The organism is Streptomyces sp. NPDC052101 (genome assembly GCF_040680235.1).
Lineage (GTDB): Bacteria > Actinomycetota > Actinomycetes > Streptomycetales > Streptomycetaceae > Streptomyces.
In genome coordinates, this window is record NZ_JBFAWH010000032.1 from 20,469 (window position 1) to 36,036 (window position 15,568).

At 71.6% G+C, this 15,568-nt stretch carries 17 protein-coding genes and 1 pseudogene; 7 read left to right on the top strand and 11 right to left on the bottom strand.

What is annotated here, in order from left to right:
- Positions 1-58: 58 nt before the first annotated feature.
- A complete protein-coding gene (gene lnt / locus AB0L75_RS36060) occupies positions 59-1,624 on the top strand; it encodes an apolipoprotein N-acyltransferase (protein ID WP_365189888.1) in 1,566 nt (521 codons plus the stop codon).
- Here lnt and AB0L75_RS36065 read toward each other — a convergent pair.
- Together AB0L75_RS36065 and AB0L75_RS36070 are read right to left on the bottom strand one after the other, a co-directional pair.
- Entirely contained in the window at positions 1,542-2,453 is a 912-nt protein-coding gene (locus tag AB0L75_RS36065) for a Gfo/Idh/MocA family oxidoreductase (protein WP_365189889.1), read from the bottom strand. The genes lnt and AB0L75_RS36065 overlap by 83 nt on opposite strands.
- A 10-nt stretch (positions 2,454-2,463) precedes the next feature.
- Positions 2,464-3,674 (bottom strand): annotated as a pseudogene (locus AB0L75_RS36070) (FAD-dependent monooxygenase).
- Between the two features lie 102 nt (positions 3,675-3,776).
- Here AB0L75_RS36070 and AB0L75_RS36075 point away from each other — a divergent pair.
- The 3 genes from AB0L75_RS36075 (at position 3,777) to AB0L75_RS36085 (ending at position 5,515) form a co-directional block, all read left to right on the top strand.
- Positions 3,777-4,367, top strand: a complete 591-nt coding sequence (locus tag AB0L75_RS36075; protein WP_365189891.1) for a TetR/AcrR family transcriptional regulator — start codon at positions 3,777-3,779, stop codon at positions 4,365-4,367.
- A 43-nt stretch (positions 4,368-4,410) separates the two neighbouring features.
- A complete protein-coding gene (locus AB0L75_RS36080) occupies positions 4,411-4,923 on the top strand; it encodes a DinB family protein (RefSeq protein ID WP_365189894.1) in 513 nt (170 codons plus the stop codon).
- A 115-nt stretch (positions 4,924-5,038) separates the two neighbouring features.
- Complete coding sequence (locus AB0L75_RS36085) at positions 5,039-5,515, top strand: hypothetical protein (RefSeq protein ID WP_365189896.1); 477 nt, start codon at positions 5,039-5,041, stop codon at positions 5,513-5,515.
- 94 nt (positions 5,516-5,609) lie between these two features.
- On the opposite strand, the gene AB0L75_RS36090 is transcribed toward AB0L75_RS36085, so the two are convergent.
- The 7 genes from AB0L75_RS36090 to AB0L75_RS36120 all read right to left on the bottom strand — a co-directional run bounded on the left by AB0L75_RS36090 (position 5,610) and on the right by AB0L75_RS36120 (position 11,665).
- Entirely contained in the window at positions 5,610-6,080 is a 471-nt protein-coding gene (locus AB0L75_RS36090; RefSeq protein ID WP_365189898.1) for a hypothetical protein, read from the bottom strand.
- A 138-nt stretch (positions 6,081-6,218) separates the two neighbouring features.
- A complete protein-coding gene (gene ung / locus AB0L75_RS36095) occupies positions 6,219-6,902 on the bottom strand; it encodes a uracil-DNA glycosylase (protein ID WP_365189901.1) in 684 nt (227 codons plus the stop codon).
- A gap of 98 nt (positions 6,903-7,000) precedes the next feature.
- The gene (locus AB0L75_RS36100; RefSeq protein ID WP_365189903.1) at positions 7,001-8,578 is read right to left on the bottom strand and encodes an ABC transporter substrate-binding protein; all 1,578 of its coding nucleotides are present in this window, start codon (positions 8,576-8,578) and stop codon (positions 7,001-7,003) included.
- Positions 8,579-8,765: 187 nt separating this feature from the next.
- Entirely contained in the window at positions 8,766-9,533 is a 768-nt protein-coding gene (locus AB0L75_RS36105; protein WP_365189905.1) for an SDR family oxidoreductase, read from the bottom strand.
- 11 nt (positions 9,534-9,544) lie between these two features.
- On the bottom strand, positions 9,545-10,306 hold the full coding sequence (gene fabG, locus AB0L75_RS36110; RefSeq protein ID WP_365189907.1) for a 3-oxoacyl-ACP reductase FabG: 762 nt from the start codon (positions 10,304-10,306) through the stop codon (positions 9,545-9,547).
- A gap of 148 nt (positions 10,307-10,454) precedes the next feature.
- Positions 10,455-10,904, bottom strand: coding sequence for a DUF3037 domain-containing protein (locus AB0L75_RS36115; protein WP_365189910.1), 450 nt, complete (start codon positions 10,902-10,904; stop codon positions 10,455-10,457).
- The gene (locus AB0L75_RS36120) at positions 10,901-11,665 is read right to left on the bottom strand and encodes a HipA family kinase (protein WP_365189913.1); all 765 of its coding nucleotides are present in this window, start codon (positions 11,663-11,665) and stop codon (positions 10,901-10,903) included. Before AB0L75_RS36120 ends, AB0L75_RS36115 begins: the two co-directional genes overlap by 4 nt.
- Before the next feature lie 182 nt (positions 11,666-11,847).
- Between AB0L75_RS36120 and AB0L75_RS36125 the strand changes: the two genes are divergently transcribed.
- Positions 11,848-12,372, top strand: a complete 525-nt coding sequence (locus AB0L75_RS36125; protein ID WP_365189915.1) for a Rieske (2Fe-2S) protein — start codon at positions 11,848-11,850, stop codon at positions 12,370-12,372.
- Positions 12,373-12,402: 30 nt separating this feature from the next.
- Here AB0L75_RS36125 and AB0L75_RS36130 read toward each other — a convergent pair whose 3' ends face one another.
- A complete protein-coding gene (locus AB0L75_RS36130) occupies positions 12,403-13,044 on the bottom strand; it encodes a cysteine hydrolase (protein ID WP_365189917.1) in 642 nt (213 codons plus the stop codon).
- Between the two features lie 104 nt (positions 13,045-13,148).
- Here AB0L75_RS36130 and AB0L75_RS36135 point away from each other — a divergent pair, with 104 nt between their 5' ends.
- Entirely contained in the window at positions 13,149-13,619 is a 471-nt protein-coding gene (locus tag AB0L75_RS36135; RefSeq protein WP_365189920.1) for a pyridoxamine 5'-phosphate oxidase family protein, read from the top strand.
- 18 nt (positions 13,620-13,637) lie between these two features.
- Here the strand turns inward: AB0L75_RS36135 and AB0L75_RS36140 are convergent, their stop codons facing one another.
- Positions 13,638-14,540 carry a LysR family transcriptional regulator gene (locus AB0L75_RS36140; RefSeq protein ID WP_365189923.1) on the bottom strand — a complete coding sequence of 301 codons (903 nt, stop codon included), beginning with the start codon at positions 14,538-14,540 and terminating at the stop codon, positions 13,638-13,640.
- Between the two features lie 75 nt (positions 14,541-14,615).
- Here AB0L75_RS36140 and AB0L75_RS36145 point away from each other — a divergent pair, with 75 nt between their 5' ends.
- Positions 14,616-15,554, top strand: coding sequence for a DMT family transporter (locus AB0L75_RS36145; RefSeq protein WP_365189925.1), 939 nt, complete (start codon positions 14,616-14,618; stop codon positions 15,552-15,554).
- The last annotated feature ends 14 nt before the right edge of the window (positions 15,555-15,568 follow it).

Consider the following 15,568-nt stretch of genomic DNA (forward strand, 5'->3'; position numbering starts at 1 on the left):
TGTCATAGATCGCTCCCGACGCGCACACTGGAATCAGCGCTGGACAGGGAGGGTCCGCATGAGGACGATCGACCACTGGCTCACCTCCCCCTGGCGGCGCTCCGGCGTCGCCGCCCTCGCCGGTGCCCTGCCCGTGCTCGCCTTCCCCGCCCCCTCCCTGTGGTGGTTCGCCTACGTCGGCCTCGTCCCCTGGATCCTGCTGGCCCGCTCGGCCCCGAGCGGGCGTCGCGCGGCGTACGACGGCTGGTGCGGCGGTTTCGGCTTCCTGCTGGCCGTGCACCACTGGCTGCTGCCGAGCCTGCATGTGTTCATCTTCCTGATCGCCGCCCTGCTGGGCGCGCTCTGGGCGCCCTGGGGCTGGCTGGTGCGCCGGTTCCTGGGCGAGCGGCCGTCGCCGGGCCGGGGCGCCGCCGCGCTGCTGGTGCTGCCGTCCGCCTGGCTGCTGGTGGAGCTGCTGCGGTCCTGGCAGGGGCTCGGCGGGCCGTGGGGCATGCTGGGCGCCAGCCAGTGGCAGGTGACGCCGGCGCTGCGGCTGGCCTCGGTCGGCGGAGTGTGGCTGCTCAGCTTTCTGGTGGTGGCCGTCAACGTGGCGGTGACCGTGCTGATATCCGTGCGCGAGTCACGCGTGCCGGCCGTGGCCTCGCTGGTCGCGACGGCCGCGGCGACCTCGGCCGCGTGGGCGTGGGCGCCGCGCCCGCAGGTCGACGGGCAGGTGCGGATCGCCGTCGTGCAGCCGGGGATCATGGACGGCGGCGACAAGCGGTTCGACCGCGAGGAACAGCTGACCCGGCAGCTGGCCGGGCGCCATGTCGACCTGGTCGTGTGGGGCGAGTCCAGCGTCGGCTTCGATCTGGGCGACCGGCCCGACCTGGCCCGGCGGATCGCGGCGCTGTCCCGCACGACCGGCGCCGATGTGCTGGTGAACGTGGACGCCCGCCGCTCCGACCGGCCCGGCATCTACAAAAGCTCGGTGCTGATGGGTCCGAACGGCCCGACGGGCGAGCGGTACGACAAGATGCGGCTCGTGCCGTTCGGCGAGTACGTGCCCGCCCGCTCGCTGCTCGGCTGGGCCACCTCGGTCGGCAAGGCCGCGGGCGAGGACCGCAGGCGCGGCAGCGGGCAGGTCGTGATGAACGTCGGGCACGGGCTGCGGATCGGCCCCCTGATCTGCTTCGAGACCGCGTTCCCGGACATGAGCCGCCATCTGGCGCAGGACGGCGCCGACGTCCTGCTCGGCCAGTCCGCCACCTCCACCTTCCAGGGGAGCTGGGCGCCGGAGCAGCATGCCTCGCTGGCCGCGCTGCGGGCCGCCGAGACCGGCCGCCCGATGGTGCACGCGACCCTGACCGGCGTCTCGGCCGTGTACGGGCCGGGCGGGCAGCGGCTCGGACCGTGGCTCGGCACCGGCGCGAGCACCGCCCGCGTGTACGACGTACCGCTCGCGCACGGCATCACACCGTACGTCCGCTACGGCGACTGGCCGGTGCACGGCGCGCTGCTGGTGCTGGCCGCGCTGTGCGCGACGGAGGGAGTGCGGGCGCTCAGGCCGCGCCGTGGCGGTCCCGCACCGCTCGCACCACCCGCTCGCACAGTTCATGGGTCGCCAGCGCGTCCCGGGCGCTGAGCACCTTGCCGGCGCGTACGGCGTCGAGGAAGGCGAGGACCGCCTGCTCGATGCCGCGCTGGCGGGCCACCGGCACCCAGTCGCCGCGCCGGCGCACGGTCGGCTGGCCCTTGTGGTCGATCACCTCGGCGAGATTGAGCACCTGGCGCTTGGTGTCCTGCCCGGAGACCTCCAGGATCTCCTCCGTGGAGCCGCTGAGCCGGTTCATCACACCGAGCGCGGTGAAGCCGTCGCCGCCGAGCTGGAGCACCACGTGGTGCAGCAGCCCGTTCTCGACGCGGGCGCGCACAGTGACGTCGTCGACCGGGCCGGGGACGAGGAACCGCAGGGTGTCGACGACGTGGATGAAGTCGTCCAGGATCATCGAGCGGGGTTCCTCGGGCAGTCCGACGCGGTTCTTCTGCATGAGGATCAGCTCGCGCGGATGGTCCAGGCACAGGACGTACCCGGGGGCGTAGCGGCGGTTGAAGCCGACGAAGAGGGAGACCCCGCGCTCCTCGGCGAGGGCCACGAGCCGTTCGGAGTCGGCGAGTTCGCGGGCGAGCGGCTTGTCCACGTACGTCGGCACGCCCGCCTGCAGCAGCCGGGTGACGATCTCGGGGTGGACGGCGGTCGGCGCGTGCACGAAGGCCGCGTCGAGGCCCTCGGCTAGCAGGGAGTCGAGCGTGCTGTGCCGCCGCCCGGCCGGCAGGTGCAGGGTGTCCGCGACCCGCTCCAGGGTGGCGGGCGTCCGGGTCTGCAGGTGGAGGTCGACCCCGGGCTGCGTCGCCAGCACCGGCAGATACGCCTTCAGCGCGATGTCCCCGAGTCCGATGCAGCCGACCTTCACGTGCGCTCCCCTACCCGTTGCCTGCGTGTGCCTCCTCGGCAGCATACGGGGGCCGCCAGTCGGCGATGCCGTCGAAGCCGCGCAGGAAGAGCGCGGGTCCGGCCTTCGACAGGGCCGCGATCGCTGTGTTGCGTACGGCGACGGCGGCGGGGTTGGCGGTCATGTTCAGGCGGGCGGCCTTGACGGCCCGGCGGGCGATCGCGGTGGTGCGCGGGAGGCGGGCGGCGGTGTAGGCGGCCAGGTCGTGGCAGTGGTGCGCGAGCACGATGGCGTCCTCGACGGCCTGGTTGCCGCCCTGGCCGAGGGTCGGCGGCATGGCGTGGGCGGCATCGCCGAGCAGGGCGACGCGGCCCGAGTGGATGGGGGTCCCCCCGCTCGAGCGAAGCCGAGAGTGGGGGAGGGCAGGGGCGTGGCGATGTGGTGGACGTCGTGCCGGAGCACGTCATCGGGGCGGAGGGCGGCGAGGACGGCGGGGATCGGGTCGTGCCAGTCGCCGAACCGGCGCAGGAGTTCGGCCTTCTCGTCGTCCGGCGCCCGCTCGCCCGCCGGGACCATGGCGGCCGCGTACGCGTAGACGCGGCCGTCCTTGAGCGGGTGCGTGCCCCAGAGGCTGCCCCGGCCCCAGGTCTCGTGCGATGCGAACTCCGCGCCGGGCACCGGGATCAGCACCCGCCAGGTGGTGAACCCCGCATACACCGGGCCGGGGTGGAGCGGGAACAGGGCCCCGCGGACACGGGAGTTGATGCCGTCCGCGCCGACCACCAGCTCGGCCTCCAGCTCCTGCGTGCCGACGCCCACCCGGGCGGGCCGTCGGCTGTCACCGGGGTCGGCGAGGGTCGCGGCGGCCCCGGTGCGGACGGCGCCGGGCGGAAGCAGGGCCGCGAGGCGGTCGACCAGGGTGGCGCGGGGCAGCAGGACCAGCAGGTCGCCGAAGCGGGCGGCGGCCGCCTCCGCGCTGAAGCGGGACAGCCAGCGCCCGCCCGGAGTGCGCAGCCCGCCGTCCCCCTGCCAGGCGGCGAGAGCGCGGATCTCGTCGCCCACACCGAGCACGTCCAGGGCGCGCAGAGCGTTCGGGGCGAGGGAGATGGCCGCGCCGACCGGTTCCAGGGAGCGGGCCCGCTCCAGCACGGTCACCTCCCAGCCCCGCCGGTGCAAGGCCGCCGCCGCGGTCAGGCCTCCGATTCCGCCGCCGATGACGATCGCGCGCGCCGACTGTGCCATGGCTCCTCCGGGATCCCCTGGGACTACATCTGTAGTACGCACGACTCTACTACAGCCGTAGTGCGCGCACTACAGTCGCAGTGGCGCAGGTAAGGTCACCTCATGTCCGTACGCACGCCCAGCGCGTCCCGCGCCGACCTCGTCGCCGACGCCGCCCTCGCCCTGCTCGCCGAGCGCGGGATGCGCGGGCTGACGCATCGCGCCGTGGACGAGGCGGCCGGGCTGCCGCCCGGCTCGACCTCGAACGTGGCCCGCACCCGGCAGGCACTGCTGGAACTCGCTGTGCGGCGGCACGCCGAGCGCGAGGCGCGGGTGCTGGAGCTGGCGGAGCTGCCGGATCCGAGCGGTGGACTCGACGCGCTGACCGACGGGCTGGCCCTCGCCGTGCACCGCTCCCTGACCCAGAACCGCGAGCTGCTGATCGCCCGCTACGAACTCGCCCTGGAGGCCACCCGCCGCCCCGAGCTTCGGGCCTTCTACGACCGGACGGGCGCCGTCTTCAAGGAACAGCTGGCCGCCCTGCTCACCGCCGTGGGCTCGCCCGACCCGGCCCGGCATGTGCTGTCCCTGATCGCCTGGGCGGACGGGCTGATGTTCTCGTGCGCGGCGGGCTCGTTCAGCGCCGAGGTGCCGGGCCTCGTGGAAGTGCGGGCAGGCCTGCGGGAGTTGCTGGCCGGAATGCTGGGCCGCTGAAAAACACCTGATGGTACGTGTGGGGGTCGGTGAGGATACGGGCATGACCACGGAACGCCGAGAGCCCGACCAGACCGCCGGTGAACGCGCCATGCTGGAAGGCTGGCTGGACTACCACCGCCAGACACTGGCCGAGAAGTGCGAAGGGCTGACCGAGGCACAGCTGCGCACCGCGTCCGTACCACCCTCCGAGCTGTCCCTCATGGGGCTGGTCCGGCACCTGGCCGAATGCGAGCGCGGCTGGTTCCGCAAGGTGCTGGTGGGCGACGATCCCGGGCCGATCTACTACACCGACGAGGACCGCGACGGCGACTTCCATGTCACCGAGGCCGACACCTGGCAAGAGGCGTACACGACCTGGCAGGCGGAGATCGAGATCGCCCGGCGCAACGCGGCCGGCTTCGGGCTCGACGATCTGTCCCGGGGGAAGAGCAGGTTCCGGGGAACGCCGTTCAACCTGCGCTGGATCTACACGCACATGATCGAGGAGTACGCCCGGCACAACGGCCACGCCGACCTGATACGCGAGCGGCTCGACGGCACCACCGGCGACTGAACGTCACCCTCGGCATCCCGAAATCACCCGTACGGGGCACGAGATCACCCGTGCGGGGGCGGCACCCTCGGCTCCCTGCTGCGGGGCCGGGCGCCGACCCAGCAGAGTTGCGCGGGTGCATCGAACGACGACCACCGCAGCGCTCCTGGCCACCGTGGCCGTCTCGGTCCTCGCCGGGTGTGTGACGGTGCAGCACCCGGCGGCACCCGCGCCGCCCCGGGACACGGCACCCTCGCTGCCGACGGTGCCCCGGCCGGACGGCAGCGCCGAGCCCCGGGTGGTCCAGGCACCGGCCCGGGAGGCGCTGGAGATGACCGGCCCGTCCCGGCAGCCGACGCACCCGGCACCGGCCGCCCCGCAGCACCCGACCGAGGCGCCCCCGGTCCCCCACCGACCCCCGGCCGCCCCGGCCGCCCTGCCCGCTCCCCCGCGCCCGCGTGAGCGCCCCCGGAGGCCACACACCGACCCCCCGCCCCTGCCGAACCCGGCGGCCCCCGAGGCCCCGGGCGTATGCGCCCTCGGCAGGCAGTACGGCGGCTGGCGCGCGGGCAGCCCCGAGTCCCGGATCTGCGACCAGACGTACGGCCACTGATGAGCGCCGGCACGACAGCCCCAGGAGCACAGCGCTGTATCCAGTGCCCCGGCAGGCAACGTTCGCCCCGTCGCGGACGTTGCCTGCCGGGGCACTAGCCGCCCTCGCCCAGCCGCAGCCCCAGGCGTCCGATGGCCGCCCGCACCCCGTCGCCGTATCCGTCCTCGCCCAGAGCGCCGGCGGCGTCGCGCGCCCGGCGCAGGTGACTGCGGGCGGCGTCATCACGGCCCAGCTTCACGTAGTCGGCGGCGAGATTGAGATGCAGGGAGGGGAGGAAGCCCCGGACGCTCGACGGGTCGCTGCCGGAGCCCTCGCGCAGCTCTTCCGCCGCCGACAACGCCCTCAGGTCCCAGGCGAGTTCGTCCTCCGGGTCGTCCTGGGTGTCCGCCAGGTAATGGGCCAGGGTGCAGCGGTGCAGCGGGGCGCCGGCCTCGCCGATCTCCGCCCACAGGTCGAGGAAGCGGCAGCGGGCCTCCTCGCGGTCGCCGCCGTGGTGCAGCATCACGACCTGCCCGATCCGCGTCAGCACGGCGTCGGGTGCCGTCTGCTCCTGTTGCTCCGCCACGGTGCCCTCCGGGTCATTGCCGGGTTGTCCGCTCCCGACGCTAACCGGCGCCGCCGGGATTCCTGGTCAGGCGGCGCCGTTGCGTTGTGGGGCGGTGGTCGGCCGCGGGCCGTGGTGGGCTGCTCGCGCCCAGGGGCCTCAGCCCAGATTCGGGATCCGCCAGTCGATCGCGGTGTGGCCCTGCTGGGCGATCGCCTCGTTGATCTGGGTGAACGGGTGGGAGCCGAAGAACTTCTTCGCGGACAGCGGGGAGGGGTGCGCGCCCTTGACCACCACGTGCCGGGTCTCGTCGATGAGCGGCAGCTTCTTCTGCGCGTAGTTGCCCCACAGGACGAAGACCGCCGGGTCGGGCCGCGAGGCCACCGCGCGGATCACGGCGTCGGTGAACTTCTCCCAGCCCTTGCCCTTGTGCGAGTTGGCCTCGCCGGCCCGCACGGTGAGGACCGCGTTGAGCAACAGGACGCCCTGCTCGGCCCACGGCATCAGATAGCCGTTGTCCGGGACGGGCAGGTCCAGCTCCGCCTGCATCTCCTTGTAGATGTTCCGCAGCGAGGGCGGGGTCTTCACACCCGGGCGGACCGAGAAGCACAGGCCGTGGCCCTGACCCTCGCCGTGGTACGGGTCCTGGCCGAGGACCAGGACCTTGACCTCGTCGTACGGCGTGGCCGCCAGCGCGGCGAAGACCTCCTCGCGCGGCGGGTACACGGGACCGTTCGCCCGCTCCTCCTCGACGAACTCGGTCAGCTCCTTGAAGTAGGGCTGCTGCAGCTCGTCGCCCAGAACCCCGCGCCAGGACTCGGGCAGCATGGAGATGTCGGTCACGTCAACGTCCTCACGGTGTGGATCAACTACGGCGTGTGGTCACTTACAGGTTTCAGAACCTACAGGCGACCACTGACAACCGGTGCCGCAAGGGTGATTCACCAGCTGGTCTTGCGGTGCAGTGTCCACATCATCATGATCGTCGACGGGTCGAGGGCCTGCTCACCGCCGGAGATGTCCTCGCTGGCGGCGATGAACTGGCGGCCCTGCCACAGCGGGATCAGCCGGGCGTCGTCCACGATGATCTGCTGGGCCTGTTCCATGTCCTTGACCGTCTGGGCGCGGTCGCTCTCCGCGCGCGAGTGGGGCAGCAGCGTGCCGGTGATCTCCTTGGACGCGTAGGGCGTGCCGAGCGCGTTGCGCTCGCCGACGAACGGGGCGATGAAGTTGTCCGCGTCGGGGAAGTCCGGGAACCAGCCGCGGCCGAAGACCGGGTACTCACCCTTCTGGTAGCCGACCACATAGGTCTTCCAGGGGCGGCTCTCGAGCGTGATCGTGAACAGTCCGGAGGCCTCCAGCTGCCGCTTCAGCTCCTGGAACATCAGCGCCGTCTCGGAGCCGTAGCGGTCGGTGGTGTACCAGAGGGTGAGCGGGACGCGCTGGTGGATGCCCGCGTCGGAGAGGATCTTGCGGGCCTTGGGCACGCTCGGGTCGCCGTAGTCGTCGAAGAAGCCGGTGGTGTGTCCGGTCAGGCCCTTGGGGACCATCGAGTACAGCGGGTCGACGGTGTCCTTGTAGACCTTGTGCGCGATGGCGCCCCGGTCGACGATCTGGGCGACGGCCTTGCGTACGGCGGGTTGCTTGGCCCACGGGTCCTTGGGGTTGAACACCAGGTAGCTGATGTCGGTGCCGGTGCCGTCGACCAGCTGGAGGTTGCTGTTGCCGCGCTGCTGGAGGGCGACGATGTCGTCGGCGGCGAGGCCGCGGTAGGTGACGTCGATCTGCTTGTCGCGCAGTGCCTTGACCATCCCGGCGGAGTCCTGGAAGTAGCGGATGGTCACCGCGTCGTTCTGCCGCTGGGCGAAGCCCTGGTAGTTGCCGTTGGAGGCGAGGACGGCCTCCTTGTCCTCCTCGTAGGACTTCAGCACGTACGGTCCGGAGCCGTAGACCTTGTCGTCCTTGCGCAGGGCGTTCGCCGGGTAGTCGTCGGGGTCGACGATCGACATGGCGGGGGTGGCCAGCACGAACGGGAAGGTGGCGTCGGACTGGTTGAGGTGGAAGACGATCTCGCGGTCGCCGAGCGCCTGCACCCGGTCCAGGCTGCCGAGCAGAGGGGCGGGTCCGCCGGGGGCGTTGATGGTGCGGATGCGGTCGATGGAGTGCTTGACGGCCTGGGCGTTCAACGGGGCGCCGTCGGCGAACTTCAGGTCCGGGCGCAGCGTGCAGCGGTAGGTCCGGCTCGAGGAGTCGGTGAAGGAGCAGCTCTTGGCGGCGTCGGGCTGGGGGGTGGTGGCGCCGTTGGGGTAGGCGAGCAGCGTCTGGAAGATGTTGCGGTACAGCTCCCAGGAGCCGTCATAGGCACCGGCGGGGTCCAGCGTACTGGGGGCGCTGGTGGTGCCCACGACGATCGGCCCCTTGCTGCCGCCGTCACCGCTGGACAGCAGGCCGCAGCCGGCTACCACGGACATGGACGCGATCGCCGCGACTCTCCGCAGGAATCGGTTCCGGTTGAACACGCGCACGCTCCTCGATCTGCCATACCAAGGGTCGGCAGACCATACCGCAGCGTTCGGCCCCCTGAACCGCCCCTGAAACAGGGCTTCTTGATCGTTTGCGCGATGACGACGTTGTCAGTCCGCTGTGCGGACTCCCTAGGGCGTTCCGGGCGCCGATCTGTCCGAAAATCGACGCCCGGAAGGTGGCTCAGCCCACGCCGGCGTTCAGGAAGATGCCGCCGTCCACGACGAGCGTCTGACCGGTGATCCAGTCGGACTGCACCGAGGTGAGGAACGCGGCGGCCCCGCCGATGTCGGAGGGAACGCCGAGCCGGGCCAGCGGGTAGGCGGCGGCCGCCTCCTCCTCACGGTTCTCGTACAGGGACTGCGCGAACTTGGTCTTGACGACGGCCGGAGCGATCGCGTTGACCCGCACCTTCGGCGCGAACTCGTGCGCCAGCTGCTGGGTCAGGTTGATCATCGCCGCCTTGCTGACGCCGTAGGCACCGATGAACGGCGAGGGCGCGAGGCCCGCGATCGAGGCGATGTTGACGATCGCGCCGCCGTTGTCCTTCTGCCAGGCGTGCCAGGTCTTCTGGGCGAAGCCGAGCGCGGAGATCACATTGGTCTCGAAGACCTTGCGGGCGACGTTCAGGTCGAGGTCCGCGATCGGACCGAAGACCGGGTTGGTGCCCGCGTTGTTGACCAGGAAGTCGACGCGGCCGAAGGCCTCCATGGTGCGCTCGACGGCCTCGGCCTGGTGGGCGAGGTCGTGCGCCTTGCCGGCGACGGCGATGACCCGGTCCGAGCCGAGCTTGTCGACGGCCTCCTTCAGGGCGTCCTCGCCCCGGCCGGTGATGCACACGCGGTCGCCACGGGCGACGAGCGCCTCGGCGACGCCGTAGCCGATGCCGCGGCTGGCGCCCGTGACGAGGGCGACCTTGCCCGAAAGCTCGGGGAGTTCAGCGGAAGTCATGTACCTGTTCCTCAGTTGAGCGGTCCGCCGGCGACGTACAGCACCTGGCCGGAGACGAAGCCGGCCGCCTCGCCGGTGAAGAAGGCGATGGCGTTGGCGATGTCCTCGGGCTCGCCGACGCGCTGCACCGGGATCTGCGTGGCGGCGACCTTCTTGAAGTCCTCGAAGTCCATCTTGACGCGGTCGGCCGTGGCCTTGGTCATCTCGGTGGCGATGAAGCCGGGGGCGACGGCGTTGGCGGTGATGCCGAACTTGCCCAGCTCGATGGCGAGGGTCTTGGTGAAGCCCTGCAGGCCGGCCTTGGCGGCGGAGTAGTTGACCTGGCCGCGGTTGCCGAGCGCCGAGGAGGAGGACAGGTTGACGATCCGGCCGAAGCCCGCGTCGACCATGTGCTTCTGGACGGCCTTGGTCATCAGGAACGAGCCGCGCAGATGGACGTTCATGACGGTGTCCCAGTCGGACACGCTCATCTTGAACAGCAGATTGTCGCGCAGCACACCCGCGTTGTTGACCAGGATCGTCGGGGCGCCCAGCTCCTCGACGATCCGGGCGATCGCCGCCTCGACCTGCGCTTCGTCGGAGACGTCGGCGCCGACCGCGATCGCCTTGCCGCCGACCGCGGTGATCTTCTCGACGGTGTCCTTGCAGGCGGCCTCGTCCAGGTCGATCACGGCGACCGCGCGACCCTCGGCGGCCAGTCGTACGGCGGTGGCGGCGCCGATGCCGCGCGCCGCGCCGGTGACGATCGCGACCCGCTGTTCAGTGGTGGACATTGCTGCTTCTCCTCGCCCTTGAGAGAACCTGTCTGGCTCCTGAGAGAGCCTGTCTGATGCGGTGAGCGACCGCTTAGTACCTTCAGCACAGGTGACGCTAGAAGCCCTGGCACCCGGTGTCAACGGCACACCGGGTGCGTGTGATCCATTACCTCACCAGGAGGTCCAGCAAGCGCTCCGTCTCGGCCGCCGGGTCGGCGGTCAGTCCGGTGTGCACGGGACCGGGCTGGACGACGGTGGAGCGGGGCGCGATCAGCCAGCGGAAGCGGCGCCCGGCGTCGTCCCGGGCCGCCTGCCCCGCCTCCTCGCCACCCGCGCAGTGCCGCTCGATCGCGTCGAGCGCGGCCCGGATCCCGGCCACGTCCGCCGCCGGGTCCAGGGCCAGCAGCCGGGCCTCGTCCAGGTGGGTACGGGCGCCGACGTAGGCCTTGGCCCGGCTGTAGACGAGCACGCCCGCGTTGACGCACTCACCGCGCTCCACGCGCGGTACGACCCGCAGCAGCGCGTACTCGAACACGTCCCGGTCGCCGCCCTGGCCCGCCCGGGTGATGTGCCGCTCGGTGACATGGCCGGCCATGTGGATGTGGGTCTCGCTCACTTGGTCCCCTCGATGCCGGTGATGCGCTCGTGGACGACGGCCGCCCGGGCGAGCAGCGGACGTGCGTAGGCCCGGCGCAGGTCGTCCGGGCTGTCGAAGCCCGGCTCGCCGGCGAGCCAGGCGTCCGGGATCTCGGCGGTGACCTCGGCGAGCAGGTCCTCGGTGACGCGGGGTGCCAGCTCGGCCGCGGCGGCGGTGACGTCCGGGGCGAAGCGGGCGAGGGCGTGGTCGCCCGCGTCATAGGGGCGGGCGGCGGAGGCCTCGGCGGAGGGCCAGTTGTGATGCCAGATCATCGTGGCGCCGTGGTCGATGAGCCACAGCCCGTCGCGGTGCACGAGCAGGTTGGGATTGCGCCAGGACCGGTCCACGTTGTTGATCAGCGCGTCGAACCAGACGATCCGACCGGCCTCCTCGGGCTCCACCGGGAAGGCGAGCGGGTCGTAGCCGAGGGCGCCGGAGAGGAAGTCCATACCGAGGTTGGTGCCGCCGCTGGACCGCAGCAGCTCCTGCACCTGCTGCTCCGGCTCGCCGAGTCCGAGGACCGGATCCAGCTGGACGGTCACCAGCCGGGGCATCCGGAATCCGAGGCGGCGGGCGAGTTCGCCGCACACCACCTCGGCGACCAGGGTCTTGCGGCCCTGTCCGGCACCGGTGAACTTCATGACGTAGGTCCCGAAGTCGTCGGCCTCGACGAGCCCCGGCAGCGAGCCGCCCTCACGCAGCGGCGTGATGTAGCGGGTCGCGGTGACTTCCTTGAGCATCGCCCCAGGTTACTGGGGTAGGGCCGGCGGCCCGACGGGCCGGGCCGACAGCGGACCGACAGCTGTGGCTTACGGCCGTCTCATGCCGCGACCGCAAGGATCTGGGTGCCCGTCTGAACGGGTGGCGCCCGGGCGCCGTACCCCTGGACGGATCACGAGAAGCTCCGCGGAAGGGAACCCACATGACCAGCGCATCGCCCCAGCCGGTAACCGGACCCGCCCGCCGTGCGGTCGTGGCGGCGGCGGGAGCGGCGGGGCTCGCCGCCGCGCTGACCGCCTGCGGCTCGGGCGACAACTCCTCCGACACCGGATCCGGTTCCTCCGGCACGACAGGCGCGACAGGCACGGGCGGTACGGCCGGCTCCTCCGGGAGCACCGGCTCCTCGGGCGCGTCGCAGAACGGCGGCGGCTCCGCCGGCGGCACCGCCCTCGCCAAGACCTCCGACATCCCCGAGGGAGGCGGCAAGATCTTCAAGGACCACGGTGTGGTGGTCACCCAGCCGGCGGCCGGCACGTTCAAGGCGTTCTCCGCCAAGTGCACCCACCAGGGGTGCGCGGTGGGCAGCGTGGCGGGCGGTGTGATCGTCTGCCCGTGTCACAACAGCCACTTCTCCGTCGCGGACGGCAGTGTCAAACAGGGTCCGGCGACCCAGCCGCTGGCCGCCGAGAAGATCACGGTCTCCGGCGAGGACATCAAGCTGGCCTGAGCCGCCTCAGCCTGGTCTCAGGGCCCGGACTCAGGCCCTGCGCGGCCGTTTGAGGCAGCCGAGCACCTCGTCGGTGGTCGCGACCGTGGCGACCAGCGCGAGGGTGTGCCTGATCATCGCGGGGGTGTAGTCGGCGGGCACCCCCGCGACGGCGTCGGCCGGGACGACGGCCGTATAGCCGAGGTTGACCGCGTCGAACACCGCGTTGGGTATCGCCACGTTGGCGGAGACACCGGTGACGATGAGCGTGCGGCAGCCGAGGTTGCGCAGCAGGGCGTCGACATCGGTGCCGTGGATCGGGGACAGGCCGTGCATCCGGCGTACGACGAAATCCTCCTCGGCGACCTCGATCGGGGGTGCGACACGGACCGCCGTGGTGCCGGACAGCTGCTGCACCGGCAGCCGTTCCGCGGCCCGGAACAGCCGGGCGTTGCGGCTCGCGCCGCGGCCGTCCGGGCGGCGCTCGGCGATCGCGTGGACGACCTGCACGCCACTGTCGTGGGCGGCTGCGACCAGCCGGGCCACATTGCGCAGCGCACCGGAGGAGCGGGCCTCGCGGGCCAGTTCGGGCAGGGCGCTGTCCGGGCCGACGACCCCCTGCTGGCACTCCACGGTGAGCAGGACGGTGCTCACGGGGTCGAGGAGTTCGCTGAGCTGTTCGTACGACGGCATGGCACGCCCCCTTGAAGACGACCCGTTCTCTTTTCTGACGTGATGTCAGAGGATCGCGAGGACAAGATAGTTCGCCGGCACGATGTGAGAGAAGAGGGGGCCGCATGACCGTCACGCAGCAGCGCCGGGGCCGAAAGATCATGATGACGCCCGGTGAGCTGGACGAGTTCCTCACCGGTCAGCGCACCTGCCGGGTCGCGACCGTCTCGGCGGACGGCGCTCCGCATGTCAGCGCGCTGTGGTTCGCCTGGGACGGCACCTCGCTGTGGCTGTACTCGGTGGTGCGTAGCAGGCGTTGGGCGCAGCTGCGACGCGATCCGCGGGTGGCCGTGATGGTCGACTCCGGCGAGGAGTACGACCAGTTGCGCGGGGTCGAGCTGTCCGGCCGGGTGGAGTTCGTGGGCGAGGCGCCGCGTACCGGGGAGCTGTGCGCCGAACTCGACACGGCCGAGACGCTGTTCGCGCGGAAGAACTTCGGCCTGGACGAGATGCCGCACGACGGCCGGCACGCCTGGACCCGGCTGACCCCGGAGAAGATCGTCTCCTGGGACTTCCGGAAACTGGGCGGGGCGTAGGAACCGGCCGGGCCGGGCTCAGCCGAACTGCCGGGCGGCCGAGCGCAGGGCGTCCACCGCCGCGCGGATCGAGGGGCGGCGGTCGGCGTCCGCCCGCCAGACCACGTACACATGCCGGCGCACCCGCTGCCTGAGCGGCACGAGGACCACGCCGGCCGGGACCGGGTGCCGGCCCAGCAGCGGTGCGATGCACACGCCCAACCCGGAGGCGACCAGGCCGAGTTGGGTGTGGGTCTCGCCCGCGCGGTGGCCGACGATCGGCTCGACGCCCTTGGAGCGCAGCGTGAACATCAGCCACTCGTGGCAGAACTCGCCCTCGCCCCAGGTGATCCACTCGTCCTCGGCGAACTCGGTGAGGTCGACCTCCTCCCGGCCGGCGAGCCGGTGCCCGACCGGCATGGCGACCTCTGCCGGGTCGTCCAGCAGGGGCGCCTTGACCAGGCCGTCGGGCACGGGCATCGGCTTGTTGTACCAGTCCAGCACCACAGCGAGATCCAGGTCGCCGCGGACGACACCGGCGATGCCCTGCTCCGGCTCCAGCTCGCTGGAGCGTACGCGCAGCCCGGGATGCTCGGCCCGGAGCGCGCCGAGCGCGGCCGGGAAGAGTCCGCGGGCGGCCGTCGGGAACGCCGAGAGCCTGAGTTCGCCGACGACCTGACCGCGGTGCGCCTCCAGGTCGGACTCGGCGAGTTCGACCAGCGACAGGATGCGTGCCGCGTGCTCCGAGAGCAGGCGCCCGGCGTCCGTGAGCCGCACTCCGCGGCCGTTCCTGGCCAGCAGCTGCTGGCCGATCTCACGCTCCAGCTTGCCCAGCTGCTGGGAGACGGCGGACGTGGTGACGTGCAGCGCGTCCGCGGCCGCGCTGACCGAGCCGTGCCGGGCGAGGGCGTCCAGGGTGCGCAGGCGCTCCAGGTTCAACATGTAAGTGATTCTAAGAGATACCCGTTGCCAAATCTCAATTGTGCTACGAGGTTGCCCTCCAGCATCGTGGAGCCCATGAGCACGGTCACCTCATCCCGCAGCACCCTGTCCCCCGCACCCGCCCGTCCCCGCCCCCGTCTCGACTGGCGGCTCCGCTTCTGCGCCCTGTCCCTGATCTGGGGCTTCAGCTTCCTGCTGATCAAGGTGGGGACCGAAGGCTATGCACCCTTCCAGGTCACCCTCGGGCGGCTCGTGTTCGGTACGGCGGTGCTGGCCGCGGCGATGGCGGTCAAACGGGAGAAGCCGCCGCGCGGTGCGCGGCTGTGGGGCCACATGGCGGTCGCCGCGTTCTTCCTGAACGCCCTTCCCTTCTCCCTCTTCGCCTACTCCGAGCTGACGATCCCGTCCACGCTGGCGGGCATCTGCAACGCGACGTCCCCGCTGTGGGGCATGGCCCTGTCGCTGGTCGCCCTGTCCGAGGACCGGCCGACCCGGGTCCGCGTGGCCGGGCTCGGTCTCGGCTTCCTCGGGGTGCTGACCGTGCTGGGGGCCTGGCAGGGCTTCCACGGGCTGGACGCCACGGGTACGGCGATGGCCCTGCTGGCGTCGCTGAGCTATCCGGTGGGCTGGATCTACGTCCGCCGGACGCTCGCGGGCACGGGCAACTCCCATCTGTCGATGACGGGGGCGCAGCTGATGCTTGCAGCGCTTCAACTGGCGGTTGTGACGCCGTTGTTCGCCGGGTTCCCCACGCATGTCGATCTGGTGCCGCTGCTGGCGATCGCCGCGCTGGGGGTGCTGGGTACGGGGCTGGCGGTGCTGATTCAGTACGGGTTGGTTGCTGAAGTCGGGCCCACTACCGCTCAGATGGTCACGTACTTCATTCCGGTCATCGCCACGGCTGCGGGTGTTGCGATTCTTGGGGAATCGTTGCGATGGACCACACCGGTGGGGGCCGTGATCGTTCTCGCGGGGGCCGCGCTTACGCAGGTTCGGGGGCGGAAGGGCGCCTAATGGGGAGGGGCGTG